Here is a 15,040-nt window from a genome sequence, read left to right as displayed (position 1 = left end):
CGGCCAGACAATGGTTCTCGGACTCGATACCAAACTGACCCTGCTGGCGACGGGGCTGATCTTTCTGCTGGCGCTGGCGCTCGGCGTCTGGAAGTACCGCCAGATCATGGTCGCCGAAGATCATCGCGCGCACGTCTATGTGGACATCGCCCATCGGGCGGCATTGTTGTACGCATTCGCCACGCTGTTGTTCGCGCCGTTCGTCGAACTCAGTGTGTGGCCGGCCTGGGTCAATCTGACCGCGACAGCCGTGGCGGTGTTCTTCTTCGTCGGAGCGATCGTCGGCTACATCGTGCACGGGGCTCGCCGCGACACCGAGAACCAATTCGACCCACCAGTGCGGGGAACCGGCTTCTTCATGGCCCTGCTCATCATTGGCGAGATGGGCGGTTTCGGCGTCGTGTTCGCCGGGTTCATCGCCGGTCAGTTGCTGTGATAGATCCGGTCTTCGCGCTGCGCCAGATCGCGTACTACAAGGACCGCAGCCGCCAGGATTCCCGGCGGGTGATGGCGTACCGCAACGCCGCCGACATCATCGAGCGTCTCGACGAAGCCGCGCTGGAGCGCCACGGCCAGGCCAACAGCTGGCAGTCGATCCCAGGCATCGGCCCCAAGACCGCGATGGTGATCGCGCAGGCGTGGGCCGGGCAGGAGCCGGATCAACTGGCCGAATTGCGTGCCGGCGCGGAGGATCTCGGCGGGGGTGAGCTCCGCGCGGCCTTACGTGGTGATCTGCACCTGCATTCGAACTGGTCCGACGGGTCGGCGCCGATCGCGGAGATGATGGCCACCGCGGCAGCACTCGGGCACGAGTACTGCGCGCTGACCGATCACTCGCCGAGGCTGACGATCGCCAACGGCCTGTCTCCGGACCGGCTGCGCAAGCAGCTTGACGTGATCGACGAGTTGCGGGAGAAGTTCGCGCCGTTGCACATCCTCACCGGGATAGAGGTCGACATTCTCGACGACGGCGCGCTGGACCAGGAGAGCGAGCTGCTAGACCGCCTCGACATCGTGGTCGCCAGCGTGCACTCGAAGCTGTCGATGGAACCCGCGGCGATGACCCGACGGATGGTGCGGGCGGTCTCCGACGGTCACGTCGACGTACTGGGTCACTGCACCGGACGCCTGGTCTCGGGGAATCGCGGCATCCGGGCGGAGTCGAAGTTCGATGCGGAGAAGGTTTTCACCGCGTGCCGCGACCACGGCACTGCGGTAGAGATCAACTCTCGCCCCGAACGCCGGGACCCGCCCACCCGACTGCTGAATCTGGCGCGTGACATCGGCTGCGTGTTCAGCATCGACACCGACGCGCACGCGCCGGGCCAGCTGGACTTCCTGGGCTACGGCGCGCAGCGGGCGCTGGACGCCGGCATCGACGTGGACCGCATCGTCAACACCTGGCCGGCGGAACGCCTGGTGGAGTGGGCCGGCTCAGTCGGGTAGCCGCGGCATCTCCGGTCCCGGGTCGCGACCGACGAGCACGGCCCGCGTCAAAGCGGACTTGCCGTAACGGCGATGCACCTCGTCGATCGCTTCGTCGACCGCCGGCGTCTGCCCGTCGAACGGCAACATCAACTGCTGGGCGCCGCTGCGATCGATACCCGAGACAGCGAAGCCCACCAGCGTCAGGCCCCGTTCGTCGATCAGCGGCGCCGCCGACGCCACCAGTCGGCGGGCGGTGGCCAGGATGGGGGCCGTCGAGGAGGTGGCCCGCGGCATCGTCTGGGATCGGGTGGCCCGGGTGAAGTCGTCGAAGCGCAGCCGCAGCACCACGGTGCGCCCGGTGCGTCCCGCGGCCCGCATCCGGCCGGTGATCCGGTCGATCAGATTCACCACCACCGCGTCGATCTCGGTGGCTGACATCGCGGTGCCGGCGCGGCCCAACGCGCGCTGGGCTCCCACCGAGCGTCGCCGTACCCCGGTGGTCACGCGCCGGCGGTCGATGTTGCGGGACAGGGCATACAGTTGGCGGCCCATCGCTGGACCCACCATGGACGCCAGCATCGACTCACCGAGTTCGGCGACCTCGGCGACGGTGGTGATGCCGTGGCTGTGCAGCTTCTCGGCGGTCACCCCACCTACGCCCCACAGCCGGCGCACCGGCAGCGGATGCAGGAACTCCAGCTCGCGATCGGGTGGCACCAGCAGCAGACCGTCGGGCTTGGCCTCCTGGCTGGCGACTTTGGCCAGGAACTTGGTCCGGGCGATACCGACGGTGATGGGTAGGCCGACGCGGGCGCGCACGTCCCGGCGCAGCCGCGCGCCGATCTCGGTGGGCGTGCCGGACACCCGGCGCAGGCCGGCGACGTCGAGGAACGCCTCGTCCACCGACAGCGGCTCGACTTGCGGCGTGCAGTCGCGGAACACCTCGAACACGGCGTCGCTGGCTTTGGAGTAGGCGCTCATCCGCGGCGGGACCACCACCGCGTGTGGGCACAGCCGGCGCGCCTGCGCACCACCCATCGCGGTGCGCACCCCGTACGCCTTGGCCTCGTAGCTCGCGGCCAGCACGACCCCGCCGCCGACGATCACCGGGCGGCCCCGTAACCCGGGGTCGTCCCGCTGTTCGACGGAGGCGTAGAACGAATCCAGGTCCGCGTGCAGAACGGACGCCTCACAGCGCACGAACATATGTTCGCATGCGGTGCCGACAGGTCAGCGTCGTTCGCCGTAGATGGCGCTGACCCAGATATGCACCAGGGTGTCCAGCACGGTGGCCTCCGGCACCGAGGGTTCCTCGGCCAGGAAGGACGCCGACAGTGCGCGCTCGTTCATCAGGTTCAGCGCCGTGGCCAGTTCCCCGGCGGGCAAGGTGTCGGGCGCGGCTCCCCGCTCTCGCTCGGCCTCGATGATGGACGCGGTGTGGGCGATCCACTTCTGCATGAACGCCGACCACAACTCTCGGGCTTCAACATTGATGGCCCGGACGCCCTGACCGCCGCGGATGACGGCGCGGTGCGCTCCGAACGTCTGCACGAACACGTTGATCCCGGTGCGCCACATGTCGTCGCGGCCGGCCTCCAGCCGGTCGGTGAGGGCCTGCAGGGCCGAGTCGGCCTCGTTGACCACCCGGTCCAGCAGGGTCAACAGCACCGCTTCCTTGGACGGGAAGTAGAAGTAGAACGTAGGCCGGGAGATGCCGGCGCCTTTGGCCAGGTCGTCGACCGAGATGTCAGCCAGCGGGCGATCTTCCAACAGCTTTTCCGCGGTGGCCAGGATGGCCAGCTCCCGCTCGTCCCCGGACGGACGTGCGCTGCGCCGTCCCCGTGGGAGCGAAGCCTTGTTCGCCGGGGAGGTGGTCACGCAGGCAGCTTACACCGCGTTGAGACTCTCGACAGTATGTCGACAAGTAGCCCCGGCCGTGCGCGGAGAATGGCGCCGCGATCGCTGCCGAGACCTCGTTCCCGGCTGCCGCCACCAGCCGAATCGTGCCGGCGGCCGCGACGAAGGTGGCCTCCGCCAGGCTCGAACCAAGAGTCACCAGGCCTGCGCCGAACGAATCCAGGGCCTCCGGCAGCGATAACGAAGGACACGTGCCGTACCCGCTGGCATGTCGCTCGGCGGAACACAACGTCGCCGCTGCGTGGGCAACAGCGTATCCCCAGCTCTCGTGCGGTTCTACTGCCATGCGTCGACACCTCGTTGACCGACTCGACACGGCGTTGATAACCTGGCCGGCATGACTGAGCACCTTGACGTCGTCATCGTCGGCGCCGGCATCTCGGGGGTAAGCGCGGCCTGGCATCTGCAAGACCGCTGCCCGACGAAGAGCTACGCCATCCTGGAAAAGCGGGCCGATATGGGCGGCACCTGGGACCTGTTCCGCTACCCCGGCATCCGCTCGGACTCCGACATGTACACATTGGGCTTCCGCTTCCGGCCCTGGACCGAACGCCAGGCCATCGCGGACGGCAAGCCGATCCTCGACTACGTCAAGAGCACCGCCGCCATGTACGGCATCGACAGGCACATCCGCTTCCAGCAGCGGGTGGTCGGCGCGGACTGGTCCAGTGCCGACAACCAGTGGACCCTGCATGTGGACAACGGTGGCGCGCGAAGCGTGGTGACCTGCTCGTTTTTGTTCCTGTGCAGCGGCTACTACAACTACGAAGAAGGCTATGCACCCAAGTTCGCCGGTGCCGAGGAGTTCACCGGCCCGATCATCCACCCGCAACACTGGCCCGAGGATCTCGACTACCAGGGCAAGAACGTCGTCGTGATCGGAAGTGGCGCAACGGCTGTCACTCTGGTTCCGGCACTGGCGAATTCGGGTGCCAAGCGGGTCACCATGCTGCAGCGCTCGCCGACCTACATCGTGTCGCAGCCGGAGGCAGATGGCATTGCCGACAAGCTCAACCGCTACCTGCCGGAGAAGGCCGCCTACACCGCGATCCGGTGGAAGAACGTGGTGCGCCAGGCGGCGGTATACGGGGCCTGTCAGAAGTGGCCGCGACGGATGCGGAAGATGCTGATGGGTTTGGCCCAGCGCCAGCTGCCCGAAGGCTATGACGTCCGGAAGCATTTCGGGCCGCACTACAGCCCGTGGGATCAGCGGTTGTGCCTGGTGCCCAACGGCGACCTGTTCCGCGCGATCCGCCACGGCAAGGCCGAGGTGGTGACCGACACCATCGAACGGTTCACCGCGACCGGTATCCGGCTCAATTCCGGCACCGAGCTGCCGGCCGACATCATCGTCACCGCAACGGGTTTGAACCTACAATTGTTCGGCGGCGCGACCACCAGCATCGATGGCGAGCCGCTGGATCTGACGAAGACGATGGCCTACAAGGGCATGATGCTGTCCGGCATTCCGAACATGGTCTATACGATCGGCTACACCAATGCCTCGTGGACGCTGAAGGCCGACCTGGTTTCCGAGTTCGCCTGCCGTCTAATGAATTACATGGACGGCAACGGCTACGACACCGTGGTGGTCGACGAGCCGGCTCCCGACGTCGAGGACCGCCCGTTCATGGAGTTCACTCCGGGATATGTGTTGCGTTCATTGGACGAGTTGCCCAAGCAGGGCTCGCGTACTCCGTGGCGGCTCAACCAGAACTATCTGCGGGACATCCATTTGATCCGGCGCGGCAAAATCGCCGGCGAGGGTCTGCGATTCGCGAAAAAGCCCGCGCCGGTAACTGTCTAGTAGCTGGATGCGGCTCAATCTCCTGCAGCGACGACGACAACGCCGTCGTCGTCGCTGTAGGCCACCTCGCCCGGCGCGAAAGTGACACCGCCCAGAGCGATTTCGACGTCCCGGTCTCCTTCGCCGGTCTTGGTGCTCTTGCGGGGGTTGGTGCCCAGCGCTTTGATGCCGATATCGATGCCGCGCAGTGCCGCGGCGTCGCGCACCGCCCCGTTGACGATCAGTCCCGCCCAGCCGTTGGAGCGGGCCAGTTCGGCGATCAGATCGCCGATAAGCGCCGTGTGCAGTGAGCCGCCGCCGTCGACGACCAGGACCCCGCCCGCACCGGGTTCGGACAGGATCGACTTCAGCAGCGCGTTGTCCTGAAAGCAGCGGACAGTGGTGATCGGCCCGGCGAATTGGGTGCGGGCGCCGAACTGGCGCAACTGCAGATCGCAGCTGCGCACCGCGGGGCCGATGTCGTCGACCAGGTCGGCCGTCGGGCGGAACGTCACCGCCATCGTCAGTGGCGACGCAATTGTCGGACCAGCAGCATGGCCAGCACGCTCAGCGCGACCGCGACCAGCCACGGGCCGGGGGATTGCAGCGGCGACGATTCGGGCGGCTCCTGCGGGAGCGGATTCTGCGCCCGCTCGACAGTCGATTTCGCCTGTGCGGCAGCATCTTTCGCGGCGGCGAGTTGTCCGTTGGTTTCCGCGTGCTGCCGCAGGTCGGCGGGCGCCTCGACGGGCTGCTCGACCAGGTTCGGGGCGGGGGGTTCCGCCTTCTTGGCGGGAACCTTCTTGGCCGGCGCCTTCTTCGCGGGCGCCTTCTTGGCCGGCGCTTTGGCGGGCGCTTTTGCGGAGGCGGCCTTTTTCACCGGTGCCTTCTTGCCCGGCGCCTTACCGGTGGCAGCCTTCTTCGCGGGTGCCTTCTTGGCCGGCGGGCCGGATTGCGGCTCGCCGACGGGTCGATCCTGCGGGTCTGCCATGCGGCCGCTCCTTTGCAGCTTGGGTAGTCGCTAGTAGGTCGCTCGAGGCTCGGGTCCCATCATGCCAGCACGGCCGCGGGCTACGGCCTGCGCCGTACGGACCAGATCGCGACGACGGCGACCGCGGCGATGGCTCCCACCGCGAACGGCCAGGCGGGTAGCTCGCCGTCCGGATCCGGCGGTTTGGCTGTCGGCTCCGTTGTGCCCGCGCCGGCCTCGCTGAGCAGTAACGACCCTGGCACCGCGGTCGTCACCACCGAAGTGTCCGGCGAGACCCGCGGGGTATCTGCCGACGCGGCCCCGGCCGTCAGGACGGCGGTCGCGGTGGCGACGGCCCACAGCAGAGCCACCGGCGCGAGGAATGCAGACCGACGGGCTGCCATCACAGGCCGAGACGGGCCAACAGATCGCCCTCGATCCCGTCGAGTTGCGCCGAGATCGCGGCATGAGCTGCCCGTCGCCGCTGGGTCGGCATGTTCTCGGCGGCGGTGATGGCCGCGGACAGGTCGCCAAGGCGCTCACTGATGGCCGCTACGAATTGTTTGGTCTCGGGGTCCTTCGGTCTTTTCTCCTGAACCGCGCGCAGCGACTGCTCGGCACCGGCTACCCGGGCCGACATTCGGGCGCCGTGCCCGGAGAACTGGCCGATCTGGGCCAACGGAATGCCGAGTTGATCGGCCCGGCGCTGGTCGATGAATCCGCGGGCGGCGATGGCTGCCCGGTAGATCAGCGGGGTCAGCACCGGTGCCAACAGCCGGGACACCGTCAACGTCCGGCGGATCCGGGTGGGTGACAGGAGCTTGCCTTCACGGGCCGCCTTGAGTTCGGTCTCGGCAACCTTCAGCGCGACCCGGTCACTGTCCTTCTGCGCCTTGAGCTGTGCAGCGAACGCCTTGTCGGCCGCCTTCTGGGCGGACTTGATGCGGCGCCTCTCGTTCTTGGCCGACAGGCGGGCCTCCAGCTTGGCGCGGGCCTTGATCGCCCGGGCTTCGGCGCGACGGGTCGCACGGCTCTTTCGCTTGCGGAACAGGCCCATTCCCGGCTGCCCTCCCGGTTTCTCGTGAACTGACGCGATGCGTGTGCGAGCGCTGGGCCAACCCTAATCCGAGCAGGCCGCGGACGGCCCGCCAGGTCACGTGTGGACCGACGGGCCGTGGGTCAGGCGTCGAGTCCTTCGGTGCGGCGCAGCTCGTCGATGCGATCCAGCACCTTCTGCTGAGCCTCCGGGGACAGTCCGTGTGCCCGCGCGGCAATGCGCCGGACGCCGTCGTCGCGCACGGTTGCGTAAAACTGCAATTCCTTATCGAGCTTCTCGTAGTACTCGTCGTCGGTGAAGTACGCCGACCTGATCCGGAAGAAGTTCGCGAGCGCGGCCATGGTTGCTGTCGACGGGTTCGTGCGGTTACCGGAACGTAGCTGCGAGAGGTAGGGAGCCGACATCGTGACGCCCTCCGCCTTGAGCGCGGCGATCACCTCCGCGGAGGTGTGCGGGCCGCGCCCCGGCGGATACACCGTGTCGAACAGGCGGTTCAGGCGGGCAGCGAACGTCGTGCTCATCGATATGACCTCCACCGGGGCTAGAAGAGCAAACGGTCCAAATAGGTATTTGCTGATCATGGTAGCGACTGATGCTGTACACCACCAAGTGCAAACCTGATCGTAACCGGTTGCAGCATGCAGGGCGACCGGGCTCGGTGCCCCCGACGAGCATCCGAACGAATCGGGCGGGTGTCCACAAATCGACCGGATTTCACAGGTTATCCGCAGAATACACGGTCTGATCGCGCGTTGGGTTGCGCTGTAGGCGTCGCGCCCAGCCGCAGCCGTCGGCGCTGACGAAGCTTGGCCGGATGACTTCGGGCAACCAGCGGCCAGCTGAAAAGCGACCACCGGTCACTTTGCTGTCCGGTTCTGGTGACGCGGCCTTTGCAGATCACCGGCCTGGCCGGAACCCCTCGCCGACGGTGGCGCGGGCGCAGTCGGAGCGCCAGAGGGGCGTTGGGTGGCGCCGACTCGGGAAATGCGGCGCCCGGGGTTTCGGGAGTCGGTGTCCGGCTCGGGGCGCCCCTGAGATCCCCGCTCGGCGGAGTTTGCGCCGCGGCCACTCGCGTCGCCACCACCGTGGCCGTCGTGGTTAGCAGCAGGCGGGGCCGGGTCGCGGTCGAGCCGCTCTCGGGCAGCCCGTGGGGCGACTCGCGTGCGATGACACCGCGCGGAAAACGATTCGGCCGCCCCGCGGGTATCAAGAGTGGCCGAGCACGTCCTACGCGGCCAGCAGCATCGCCAGAATGGCGGTGTCGGGGTGGCTGATCGGGTCCACACCGACGCGGCTCACCATCGATGTGATGGTGCCGTCGGCTTCCGCCTCCACCCACGCGGCCCGGTGTTCCAGACCCAGGTACGGCAAGCCGGGCAGCAGTACGCACCCTGATGCGGCACCGGTGCATTCCGGAAGTGACGGCGTGGTCTCCGACGGCGGATGCAGCATCAGCAGTGCGGGAGGCTGGTGGTCGGCGAAATACCCTGGCTGGATCGCGGTTTCACCGAAAACGGTGCCCTCAGCCAGGACCAATCCGACGGTGCCGGGCTCGGGCTCGTCCGGAAGCTCCTCCCGGGCGCCGAACACCGTTGTGGTGGACAGCAATCCAGGCAGTGATGCGACCCGCACGGCGACCATCAACAGCTGCGCCCATTCCTTGGTGGAATCGGGCCAACGGCCGGAGATCACAAACCCTTTCAGGGCACCGCGAGCATGAAAAGGGGACACCCCTATAGGCCGACCTGACCCAGCATCCATCTTGCCCTCCGTGACGCCTTCATCCGAAGTAACCACGCTGGTAGCTCGAACAAATGGTAGCTCGAATGATCAAGCATGCGCGGGGTTTTGGCTCCGCGCAACTCGACACGGGCGTTTGCGGGTGGCGTCATTGGTAAACCCCGATGCCCGCGGTGCGTTCCGCACCAATGGACCGCCAAAGGACAAGGGCGCCGCGCGATATCGCGCGACGCCCTCGTTCTTCGAGACAGACGGTCAGGGGAAGATCAACCCGGAGGTCTTGGATGTGGCCGCCTGATAGCGGGATTGGACGTCCGCCCAGTTGACGACGTTCCAGAAGGCTTTGACGTAGTCGGCCTTGACGTTCTTGTACTGCAGGTAGAAGGCGTGCTCCCACATGTCGACCTGCAACAGGGGAATAACGCCGAGCGGGACATTGGCCTGCTGGTCGTAGAGCTGGAAGGTCAGCAGTCGCCCGCCCAGAGTGTCGTAGCCGAGCACGGCCCAGCCCGAGCCCTGCAGACCATTGGCGGCGGCGCTGAACTGAGCCTGAAACTTGTCGAACGAACCGAACTGGTCGTCGATCGCGGCGGCCAGGTCACCGGTCGGCTTGTCGCCGCCGTCCGGCGAGAGGTTCTTCCACCAGATCGAGTGGTTGACGTGACCGCCCAGGTGGAAGGCCAGGTTCTTCTCGTTCAAGAAGATCGCCGAGTGGTCGCCCTTGGCGCGGGCCTCCTCGAGTTTGGCGACCGCGTCGTTGACGCCTTTGACGTACGTGGCGTGGTGCTTGCTGTGGTGGATCTCGTTGATCTGACCAGAGATATGCGGCTCTAGTGCTGCGTAGTCCCAGTCCAAGTCGGGCAGGGTGTATTCAGCCACGGCTTTCCTTCCTTCGATGAGCGGATCGTCTGTCATGTCATTCGCGGGGTCCCGCCACGCGGCAACCTGGCATGTTCAACCCTGCTCCATGACCGCGCGTGCCGCAAGGACGACCCCCTGCTTACCCGCCCCGAGTACCCCGAGTCTGGGGCGATCAAGCTGGAATTAGGACAGTGCAATGAGGGCGAGGATGGCCAGCAGGGCAAGTGCGATCAGTCCGGCACGCAACGCGGCGACGACATAGGCCTGGTTCCAGGCGGGTGATCCCGAGTACGAGTTCGACGGTGTCGAACCCGGGCCGAACGAATGAGTGGCCATCAAATGCCTTCCGACTGCACGTCCACCTCGCCGCGCCGACAGGTCGAGTGAGGTGAGTCACAATGAAGCTGCGCGTGTCCGCGATCATAACGCTAGAAACTCTGCTTGGAAAACCGGACGCGAACGCGCCCGGGCGGCGGGGCCCTGCGACGCCGGACCGGGCGTTTGCCGTGGTCGGCGGCCGTCTCGGTGGCAACGAATTGGATGCCGATGGTGCGTTTCGACGGCCCGGACGGTGGGTATTCACTCGATGCCGGTATGCATTCGCTCGGAGCGCGTTGAGGCTGTCGATCGGCAGACCTGGTTACCCCGGCGTTATCCACAGTTCTGTCGAGATCTGGCCGATAGACGCTGCATCCACCACCCCTCCTATCTGTGGATAAACCTGTGGAAATTGTGGATAGCTCGGTTTGACTGTGGCCTACGTCACGCTTACCGACGGTGTGGCGCCGGTCGGGCTCCGCAGCGAGTGTGGTAGGGGGCCGCCGATCCCCGGCATTCCGGTCGGCACCCATTAGGCTGGTCCGGTGATTCAGGTGTGCTCCCAGTGCGGCACGCGGTGGAATGTGCGCGAACGCCAGCGCAGCTGGTGTCCCCGCTGCCGGGGTGCCCTCATGGCGCCCCTGGCCGACTCGCCCCCGGGTGATCCTCGGTGGAGCCCGCAAGCCGGACCGCAGCTGCCGGTTGGCCCTGTCGCGCCACGCACGCCGCCGCGGCTCCCACCGGGATTCCGGTGGATAGCGGTGCGTCCCGGTGCCGCACCGCCGATACGCCGCATGCGGCGGCCGCTCGGCCCGACACCGCGCTATACGGCGATACCGCGCTGGGGTCTGGTCGACCGTGTCAGTCCGGCGGCGATCACGACGCCGGACGCCGCGGTCAAGCCGGGACCCGCGCCCGAACTTGTGCGTGTGGCGATGTTCGCGACCCAATTGGTCCTCGCTATCGCCGCGTTGGTGTACGTGGTGCGCTACGGGCTGCTCATCTACAACCGCAATTCGCTGCTGAACAACGTGGTCGCCATCGCGGCGGACTGGCTGGGGGTTGCCGCCAGTGTGGCCGCGCTGGCGGCTCTGCTGGGATGCTTCATTGTGCTCGTCAATTGGTTGATCGCTCGACGCGCTGCCGCCTTCAGTTACCACGGGCTGCCCGAACATCGCTCGACCCGCCGGTTGTGGGCCGGTTGCCTGCTGCCGTTCGCGAACCTGGTGATGGCGCCCGTCTACGTCATCGAACTCGCGCTCGTCGAAGATCATTACGAGCGGGCGCGCAAACCGATCTACCTGTGGTGGCTCGCGTGGGTCGTCAGCTACACGGTGTCGCTGTTCGCCATCGCGACCAGCTTGTCCAGCGACGCCCAGGGCATCGCCAACAACACCGTGATGGTGGTGGTCGCGTACGCGGCCGCCGCGGTCACCGTCGGCGGGGTTGCACGGGTCTTCGAGGGATTCGAACGCAAGCCGGTCGAGCGGCCGGCGCACCGCTGGCTCGTGGTGGAATCGGATCGGCCTGCGCCCCCAGTACCTGCCGCTCCGGTTGAGCCGGAGGGACAGGAACCGGCAGCATAGGCCTATGACGCGGGTGGATGAGGTCCTCGCCGGGCATCCTTTCGTGGTTGCCCACCGGGGCGCGTCGTCATCCCGCCCCGAACACACCCTGGCCGCGTATGACCTCGCGCTGAAAGAGGGCGCCGACGGTGTGGAATGCGACGTCCGACTGACCCGCGACGGCCACCTGGTGTGCGTGCATGACCGCCGCTTGGACCGAACCTCGACCGGAGAGGGACCGGTCAGCACCACGACGCTGGCAGAGTTGCGGGAACTGGAATACGGAGTGTGGCACGACAGCTGGCGTCCGGACGGCGCGCACGGCGATACCGGTCTGCTGACCCTGGACGCACTCGTGGAAATGGTGCTCGACTGGCACCGTCCAGTGAAGATCTTCGTCGAGACCAAGCATCCGGTCAGGTACGGCTCCCTGGTGGAAAGCAAATTGCTGGCGCTGCTGCACCGCTTCGGCATCGCCGCACCCCCGTCCGCGGATCGGTCACGGGCGGTGGTGATGTCGTTTTCCGCTGCCGCCGTCTGGCGGATCCGCAGGGCCGCGCCGATGCTGCCCACCGTGTTGCTGGGCAAGACCGGCCGATACCTGACCAGCAGCGCCGCCACCGCCGTCGGGGCCACCGCGGTGGGGCCTTCGCTGGCTGCGCTGAGGGACTACCCGCAACTGGTGGACCGTTCGGCCGCCCAGGGCAGATCGGTGTACTGCTGGACCGTCGACGAGTATGACGACATCGATTTCTGCCGTGAGGTGGGCGTGGCGTGGATCGCCACCAATCATCCGGGCCGCACCAAGGCATGGCTGGAAAAGCGGAAGGCCAGCGAAAACAGCGGCTGATCGCAGGGCCTTTCGCGCCGTTGCACCCTTGCGTGCCACGCAAAACAGCATTCGCAAATTTCTGCTGGTTCCACACATCTGAGCTGCTTACTTTCATCGCAGACGCGAACACGCGCGGGTTATCGACCTCGTATCGCCCGGAGGTGCAGGATGTCGTTCGTCACCGTAATGCCCGAAGCCTTTGTCGCCGCAGTGTCGGATTTGACCGGCGTTGCAACGGTGGTCGAACAGGCCAACGCCGCCGCGGCCGGTGCAACAACCACTTTGCTGGCCGCCGGTGCTGATGAGGTATCGGTGGTCGTCGCGACACTGTTCGGCAGCCACGCCGAGCAGTACCAGGTCCTTAGCAGCCGGGCCGCCGCGTTCCACGATGAGTTCGTGCGCTCGTTGGCGCAGGCAGCGGGCTCATATGCCGGCGTCGACGCGGCGAACGCGACCGCGTTGGCGCTCGCAGGCCGCCCCCTGATCGGCAACGGGGCCGACGGCACGGCTCCCGGACAGGCCGGTAAACCCGGCGGACTGCTGTATGGAAACGGCGGCAAGGGGGCAGCCGGGCTGAATCCCGGTGTCGCCGGCGGTGCGGGCGGCGCCGCGGGATTGATCGGAAACGGTGGCGCCGGAGGTGCCGGCGGAGCCGGTGCCAACGGCGGTGCGGGCGGTACCGGCGGCTGGTTGCGGGGCAGCGGCGGCAGCGGCGGTGCCGGCGGGTCCGCCGGTGCGCTCGGCATGGCAGGAGGTGCCGGCGGGGCCGGGGGAAACGCCGGTCTGTCGGGCAACGGCGGTGCGGGCGGCGCCGGTGGCAGCGGCTACCTCGGTGCCCAAGGTGCGGCAGGGACCAACGCGTCCGGCGGCGGCGCGGGCGGCACCGGCCAGGCGGGTGGCGCCGGCGGGGACGGCGGAGCCGGCGGACGCGGTGGGCTGTACGGGGGAGACGGCGGCGCGGGCGGTGACGGCGGGGCCGGCGGAGCGGGCGGCACCGGGGGTACCGGCGCCACCGGCGCCACCGGACAAAGCGCCGGCGCCGATGGGGGTCGCGGTGGCGACGGAGGCACCGGGGGTGCGGGCGGGGCCGGAGGTAAGGGGGGTCTGGGTGGGTCGGCCAGCAAGGGCCACGTCGGCACCACAGGTGCGGGCGGGGCCGGTGGCCACGGTGGCGACGGAGGTGCCCAGGAAACGGTGGCAACGGTGCCGACGGCAGCGTCATCGCGCCACACGGCGGCGTCGGCGGCACTGGTGGCAATCCGGGCGCCGGGGGCACGGGCGGAGTCGGCGGCGCGGGTTCGATCGCCGGCGCTACCGGCGCCGGCGGCAGCACGCCGATGTCTGCTGCCGGTCATGGTGGTAACGGCGGCAATGGCTACAGCCCGGTGGTCTGGGGAGCTAGCGGTGGAAATGGTGGTGCCGGCGGTAACGGTGGGCTCTACGGCAATGGCGGCAATGGCGGCAACGGCGGCGCCGGCGTGGCGGGGTCGTCCGCTATGGGCGCTACCAACAACGGCGGCAGCGGCGGCGACGGCGGTGCCGGCGGCAGCAGCGGCTTGATCGGCGACGGCGGGGCCGGCGGGTCCGGAGGAGCCGGCGCCAACGGAGCGGTCGGCAGTGCCGGCATCAGCGGGGTCAACGCGGGAGCCGGCGGGTCCGGCGGCAGCGGCGGCAACGGCGGCAACGGCGGCGCCGGCGGCAGTAGCGGAGGGTCCGGTAAGGGCGGCGCCGGTGGCGTTGGCGGTGCGGCCGGCGCCGGCGCCCGCGGCGGTGACGGTGCGGCCGCCAGCGGTGACGGTGGACTGACTGGCGACGGCGGCGACGGCGGGGTTGGCGGTGCGGGTGGAACCGGCGGCAGCGGTGGTGCCGGGGGTGCTGGCCGAGACGCGGTGGGTGACACCGGCAATGGCAGCAATGGCGGCAACGGCGGTACGGCGGGCTCCGGAGGAGCCGGCGCGGCGGGTGGCGCCGGTGGCAGCGGTGGCTCCGTCTCAGGTAACGGCGGAGCCGGTGGAGCCGGCGGCAAGGGGGGTGACGCAGGCGCCCTCGGCCAGGGCGGCAGGGGAGGCGACGGCGGCTCGATCTCTGGTGACGGCGGCAACGGCGGCACCGGCGCCGGCGCCGACTACCGCTCTAATTCCGCCGCGGGCGGGGCAGGTGGCGCAGGCGGCGCCGGCGGCGCGGCACCCGGGACGGTGGGGCATGGGGTTGCCGGGTCGGGCGGTGCCGGAGGCAACGGCGGCGACGGGGCCGCGGGTGGCGCCGGTGGCAGCGGCGGCAACTCCGGGTCGACTGCCGGTAAAGGCGGTTTGGGCGGCTGGGGTGGCGCCGGTGGCAACGGCGGTAAACGCGGCTGGGGAGGGGCCGGCGGAACCGGCAGTACCACGAACGCGGGAGGGAACGGCGGTAACGGCGGTACCAGTGGAAATGGCGGCGCCGGCGGTAACGGCGGTAACGCCGGTCATGGCGCGACCCTCAACGGCTTCCCCGGTCCGGGCAGAGAAGGGGGGCACGCCGGCAATTTCCTCGACAATCTCACTAAGAGCGGCGGAGATGGCGGAGCGGG

16 protein-coding genes and 1 pseudogene are annotated in these 15,040 nt (G+C 68.3%); 6 read left to right on the top strand and 11 right to left on the bottom strand.

The window, feature by feature from the left end:
* Positions 1 to 10: 10 nt before the first annotated feature.
* On the top strand, positions 11 to 436 hold the full coding sequence (locus JX552_RS30415; protein WP_205875479.1) for a hypothetical protein: 426 nt from the start codon (positions 11 to 13) through the stop codon (positions 434 to 436).
* Positions 436 to 1,446 carry a PHP domain-containing protein gene (locus tag JX552_RS30410; protein WP_205878767.1) on the top strand — a complete coding sequence of 337 codons (1,011 nt, stop codon included), beginning with the start codon at positions 436 to 438 and terminating at the stop codon, positions 1,444 to 1,446. Before JX552_RS30415 ends, JX552_RS30410 begins: the two co-directional genes overlap by 1 nt.
* Here the strand turns inward: JX552_RS30410 and dinB are convergent.
* The 3 genes and pseudogenes from dinB to JX552_RS33610 form a co-directional block, all read right to left on the bottom strand.
* Positions 1,435 to 2,634: a DNA polymerase IV gene (gene dinB, locus JX552_RS30405; protein ID WP_205875478.1), complete on the bottom strand. Its 1,200-nt coding sequence runs from the start codon at positions 2,632 to 2,634 to the stop codon at positions 1,435 to 1,437. The two genes, JX552_RS30410 and dinB, sit on opposite strands and share 12 nt — an antisense overlap.
* Before the next feature lie 24 nt (positions 2,635 to 2,658).
* Positions 2,659 to 3,306: a TetR/AcrR family transcriptional regulator gene (locus JX552_RS30400; protein WP_205875477.1), complete on the bottom strand. Its 648-nt coding sequence runs from the start codon at positions 3,304 to 3,306 to the stop codon at positions 2,659 to 2,661.
* A gap of 55 nt (positions 3,307 to 3,361) precedes the next feature.
* Positions 3,362 to 3,631, bottom strand: a pseudogene (locus JX552_RS33610) (PE family protein); the annotation flags it as partial.
* Positions 3,632 to 3,682: 51 nt separating this feature from the next.
* On the opposite strand from JX552_RS33610, the gene JX552_RS30390 reads away from it, so the two are divergent.
* Positions 3,683 to 5,152 carry a flavin-containing monooxygenase gene (locus JX552_RS30390; protein WP_205875476.1) on the top strand — a complete coding sequence of 490 codons (1,470 nt, stop codon included), beginning with the start codon at positions 3,683 to 3,685 and terminating at the stop codon, positions 5,150 to 5,152.
* Between the two features lie 14 nt (positions 5,153 to 5,166).
* On the opposite strand, the gene rraA is transcribed toward JX552_RS30390, so the two are convergent.
* The 8 genes from rraA to JX552_RS30350 all read right to left on the bottom strand — a co-directional run bounded on the left by rraA (position 5,167) and on the right by JX552_RS30350 (position 10,095).
* Positions 5,167 to 5,652, bottom strand: coding sequence for a ribonuclease E activity regulator RraA (gene rraA, locus JX552_RS30385; RefSeq protein WP_205875475.1), 486 nt, complete (start codon positions 5,650 to 5,652; stop codon positions 5,167 to 5,169).
* 2 nt (positions 5,653 to 5,654) lie between these two features.
* Complete coding sequence (locus JX552_RS30380; protein WP_205875474.1) at positions 5,655 to 6,122, bottom strand: Rv3852 family protein; 468 nt, start codon at positions 6,120 to 6,122, stop codon at positions 5,655 to 5,657.
* An 80-nt stretch (positions 6,123 to 6,202) separates the two neighbouring features.
* Positions 6,203 to 6,472, bottom strand: coding sequence for a hypothetical protein (locus tag JX552_RS30375; protein WP_205875473.1), 270 nt, complete (start codon positions 6,470 to 6,472; stop codon positions 6,203 to 6,205).
* Between the two features lie 32 nt (positions 6,473 to 6,504).
* On the bottom strand, positions 6,505 to 7,158 hold the full coding sequence (locus JX552_RS30370; protein WP_205875472.1) for a DUF6474 family protein: 654 nt from the start codon (positions 7,156 to 7,158) through the stop codon (positions 6,505 to 6,507).
* A 122-nt stretch (positions 7,159 to 7,280) separates the two neighbouring features.
* Entirely contained in the window at positions 7,281 to 7,679 is a 399-nt protein-coding gene (locus tag JX552_RS30365) for a transcriptional regulator (RefSeq protein WP_205875471.1), read from the bottom strand.
* A gap of 706 nt (positions 7,680 to 8,385) precedes the next feature.
* Entirely contained in the window at positions 8,386 to 8,919 is a 534-nt protein-coding gene (locus JX552_RS30360; RefSeq protein ID WP_055576933.1) for a hypothetical protein, read from the bottom strand.
* 234 nt (positions 8,920 to 9,153) lie between these two features.
* Positions 9,154 to 9,777 (bottom strand): superoxide dismutase, encoded by a 624-nt coding sequence (locus tag JX552_RS30355; RefSeq protein ID WP_205875470.1) that lies wholly within the window; start codon positions 9,775 to 9,777, stop codon positions 9,154 to 9,156.
* Between the two features lie 165 nt (positions 9,778 to 9,942).
* Positions 9,943 to 10,095 (bottom strand): hypothetical protein, encoded by a 153-nt coding sequence (locus JX552_RS30350; RefSeq protein WP_167544960.1) that lies wholly within the window; start codon positions 10,093 to 10,095, stop codon positions 9,943 to 9,945.
* Positions 10,096 to 10,622: 527 nt separating this feature from the next.
* On the opposite strand from JX552_RS30350, the gene JX552_RS30345 reads away from it, so the two are divergent.
* From JX552_RS30345 to JX552_RS30335, 3 genes are all read left to right on the top strand, one after another.
* Complete coding sequence (locus JX552_RS30345; RefSeq protein WP_205875469.1) at positions 10,623 to 11,663, top strand: DUF4328 domain-containing protein; 1,041 nt, start codon at positions 10,623 to 10,625, stop codon at positions 11,661 to 11,663.
* A gap of 4 nt (positions 11,664 to 11,667) precedes the next feature.
* On the top strand, positions 11,668 to 12,492 hold the full coding sequence (locus JX552_RS30340) for a glycerophosphodiester phosphodiesterase (RefSeq protein WP_205875468.1): 825 nt from the start codon (positions 11,668 to 11,670) through the stop codon (positions 12,490 to 12,492).
* Between the two features lie 150 nt (positions 12,493 to 12,642).
* Complete coding sequence (locus JX552_RS30335; RefSeq protein WP_205875467.1) at positions 12,643 to 14,034, top strand: PE family protein; 1,392 nt, start codon at positions 12,643 to 12,645, stop codon at positions 14,032 to 14,034.
* The last annotated feature ends 1,006 nt before the right edge of the window (positions 14,035 to 15,040 follow it).

This window comes from Mycobacterium gordonae, assembly GCF_017086405.1.
Classification (GTDB): domain Bacteria; phylum Actinomycetota; class Actinomycetes; order Mycobacteriales; family Mycobacteriaceae; genus Mycobacterium; species Mycobacterium gordonae_D.
This window is presented reverse-complemented; position numbering and strand designations above follow the sequence as displayed.

Coding starts and splice junctions, on each gene's coding strand:
- rraA (WP_205875475.1), bottom strand. CDS start 5,652: ATGGCGGTGACGTTCCGCCCGACGGCCGACCTGGTCGACGACATCGGC.
- dinB (WP_205875478.1), bottom strand. CDS start 2,634: ATGTTCGTGCGCTGTGAGGCGTCCGTTCTGCACGCGGACCTGGATTCG.
- JX552_RS30350 (WP_167544960.1), bottom strand. CDS start 10,095: ATGGCCACTCATTCGTTCGGCCCGGGTTCGACACCGTCGAACTCGTAC.
- JX552_RS30335 (WP_205875467.1), top strand. CDS start 12,643: ATGTCGTTCGTCACCGTAATGCCCGAAGCCTTTGTCGCCGCAGTGTCG.
- JX552_RS30380 (WP_205875474.1), bottom strand. CDS start 6,122: ATGGCAGACCCGCAGGATCGACCCGTCGGCGAGCCGCAATCCGGCCCG.
- JX552_RS30365 (WP_205875471.1), bottom strand. CDS start 7,679: ATGAGCACGACGTTCGCTGCCCGCCTGAACCGCCTGTTCGACACGGTG.
- JX552_RS30390 (WP_205875476.1), top strand. CDS start 3,683: ATGACTGAGCACCTTGACGTCGTCATCGTCGGCGCCGGCATCTCGGGG.
- JX552_RS30360 (WP_055576933.1), bottom strand. CDS start 8,919: ATGGATGCTGGGTCAGGTCGGCCTATAGGGGTGTCCCCTTTTCATGCT.
- JX552_RS30370 (WP_205875472.1), bottom strand. CDS start 7,158: ATGGGCCTGTTCCGCAAGCGAAAGAGCCGTGCGACCCGTCGCGCCGAA.
- JX552_RS30415 (WP_205875479.1), top strand. CDS start 11: ATGGTTCTCGGACTCGATACCAAACTGACCCTGCTGGCGACGGGGCTG.
- JX552_RS30340 (WP_205875468.1), top strand. CDS start 11,668: ATGACGCGGGTGGATGAGGTCCTCGCCGGGCATCCTTTCGTGGTTGCC.